The sequence below is a fragment of the Albidovulum sp. genome, assembly GCF_049646345.1.
GTDB lineage: Bacteria > Pseudomonadota > Alphaproteobacteria > Rhodobacterales > Rhodobacteraceae > Albidovulum.
The window spans coordinates 1-2607 of sequence record NZ_JBARVQ010000477.1 but is presented as its reverse complement, the minus strand read 5'-3'; the positions used below and the strand labels follow the sequence as shown (position 1 = coordinate 2607).

Annotated in this window: 3 protein-coding genes; 2 read left to right on the top strand and 1 reads right to left on the bottom strand. The window is 57.6% G+C overall.

Annotated features, from left to right (window positions below):
• Both WBB85_RS11940 and WBB85_RS11935 read left to right on the top strand, forming a co-directional pair.
• The coding region (locus WBB85_RS11940) for a DUF5681 domain-containing protein (protein ID WP_432638834.1) at positions 1–632 on the top strand (632 nt) is incomplete at its 5' end.
• 358 nt (positions 633–990) lie between these two features.
• Positions 991–1122 (top strand): hypothetical protein, encoded by a 132-nt coding sequence (locus tag WBB85_RS11935; protein ID WP_432638833.1) that lies wholly within the window; start codon positions 991–993, stop codon positions 1120–1122.
• 71 nt (positions 1123–1193) lie between these two features.
• Here the strand turns inward: WBB85_RS11935 and betB are convergent.
• Positions 1194–2607 (bottom strand): betaine-aldehyde dehydrogenase (betB, locus tag WBB85_RS11930; protein ID WP_432638832.1); only part of this gene is annotated, 1414 nt, incomplete at its 5' end.

Below are 2607 nucleotides of genomic sequence, written 5' to 3'. Positions count from 1 at the left end.
GGCCGGGAACCTCCGGCAATCCGCGCGGTCGGCCGAAGGGGGCGAAGAACAAGCTTCCGGCGCTCCACGAAGAACGGATGAAGGGGATCATTCTCGATGAGGCCTACCGGACCATTACGGTTCGGGACGGCGAGCGCAGCATCACAATACCGATGGTTCAGGCGATCATCCGCTCGCTCGCCGTCAACGCCGCCAAGGGCCAGCACCGGGCGCAGCGGCTCTTCGCGGAGCTGTTGGCTTCAGTCGAAAACGCGAACAAGGCGCTGCACTATGCATGGCTTGAGACCGCCATCACCTACAAGGCCGATTGGGAGGATGAGTTGTTCCGCCGCGTGCACTTCGGCATCACAGGACTGCCTGACCCTTTGCCACATCCCGATCATGTCATCATCGACATACGAAAGGGTACCGCGCGGATTGCAGGCCCTTCGACCAAAGAAGAAAAGGCTAAATGGGACCGGCAGAGTGCGCGCAAGGCCGACTTTGAGGCTGAGGTAGAGGAACTTCAACGGATGCTGGCCGAGGAAACAGACCCTCGAATGCGCCAGATCCTCTCTGACGACATTGCCCATTCGCAGAAGATCGTCGACATCATCGGTGGGGCGCTAAGTGGCAAGCCGGCGACAAGGTGATGGTACTGAAAGGGCGGGGAGCTGACTTTCGCTGCAATGCAACATGAACCTGCTAGGAACGTGAAAGCGGACCTTCATCAGCGATGTTGCCGCATCTTCCTGTTTCGGGACACTTTTCGGGAAAGCGGAACTTCGCCGCAGGTGCAAAGGCGACACTTAGCAAAGGCAAGAGCGGACCTCCAGCGGACTACCTGTCCTCGCCGGCCAAGTCCGGCCCGTTTGGGCGGAAATCCTAGTGGCAGCATGGTCGTCAATTCATCCGTACCACCAAGAACAGATTGAGGGGTCGTGCCCATACATGCCTGATAACAACATGCTCAAACAGGGTCACCGTACCATTAAGAAGTAGGTCCGACCGATGCTTGACTTCAAAGCTTTCGCATCGGCCTCGGCAACACTTGAAGGGATCGAGGTGGCGAACATGATCCTAAAAGGTCACATCACGCCCGGATTCTGCCCGTTCGCCCAGTTCGCTGCACTGGCAGCCTGACAGAGTACGATTAAAGGTCTTCTCTGATTGGCGTTTAAGTTTGCGACAAAACCCAGTCGATTACATCGCCATCAAAAGACGCTGACCACATCTCCGCTCTCAACAAAGACGCTCTTGATCTGGGTATAGTGATCAAGTGCTGCCATAGCGCATTCGCGGCCGATGCCGGAAGACTTCACGCCACCAAATGGAACCTCAACCGGTGCCAGATTGTAGTTGTTGATCCAACACACCCCGGCCTGCAACGCGGCCGCAACTCGATGTGCGCGTTGAATGTCCCGGGTAAAGACGCCGGCAGCCAGCCCGAATTCCGTTTCGTTTGCACGGCTCAGAACCTCTTCCTCGGTATCGAAGACAAGGACCGACATCACGGGGCCAAAGATTTCCTCACGCGCAATTTGCATATCATCCGTGACATCCGTGAACACCGTTGGCTCGATCCAAAAACCCTCCTCCATTCCATTGACTTGCGGAACCTTACCCCCAAGACGCAGGGTTGCTCCTTCGCTGATGCCAGCGGCGATATAGGACAGGACCTTGTCCTGTTGCGCCTTGTTCGCCAGCGGGCCCATGACCGCCTCAGGGTCGAGCGGATTACCGATCCGAATCGCGTTGGCTCGCTGCACGATTGACTCAACGACCTGATCATGGATCGAGCGGTGGATGAAGACTCGCGTGCCATTGGTGCAGACCTGACCGGAAGAATAGAAGTTCGCCATCAGCGCGCCGGAGATCGCGTTATCGAGTTGAGCGTCCTCGAAGAGGATCAGCGGCGATTTGCCGCCCAGTTCCATGGTTCCGTGTTTCATCAGAGTGCCGGCAAGTCCTAGCACCTTCTTGCCAGTGGGAACCGACCCGGTGACCGACACTTTTGCTGTATCTGCGTGGGCGACAAGTGCTTGCCCCACGTCACCCCGCCCTTGCAGAACGTTGAAAAGCCCGTCCGGGAGACCCGCTTCCTTGAATATTTCGGCGAGGACTAGTGCGGAGAGTGGCGTGTTCTCACTGGGCTTGAAGACCATCGCATTGCCAGCGGCCAGGGCAGGTGCCGATTTCCAGCCTGCGCATTGGAAGGGATAATTCCAAGCACCGATCCCGACACAGACCCCAAGTGGTTCACGCCGAGTGTAGGCAAAGCTTGCCCCCAGCGAAATCGCCTCTCCGTTGTAGGCCGGAATGATCCCGGCATAGAACTCAAGCGCCTCAGCGACGGAGACGGCATCAACGTAAAGCGTTTCCGACAGACACCGCCCGGTATCAATCGATTCCATACGTGCGATTTCATCGTTGCGCGCCTGTACAATGTCGTGCGCGCGACGTAGTAAGCGTGCGCGGTCTACTGGACGCATCTGAGCCCATTCGCTCTGAGCGGTCTTTGCGGATGCTACGGCCCGTTCGATCAAGTCCGGTGTCGCAGTGTGCAAGCGAGCCACCACTTCGCCCGTTGCAGGAAAGATCACGTCCAAAGGTGAGCCAGCCGTATCT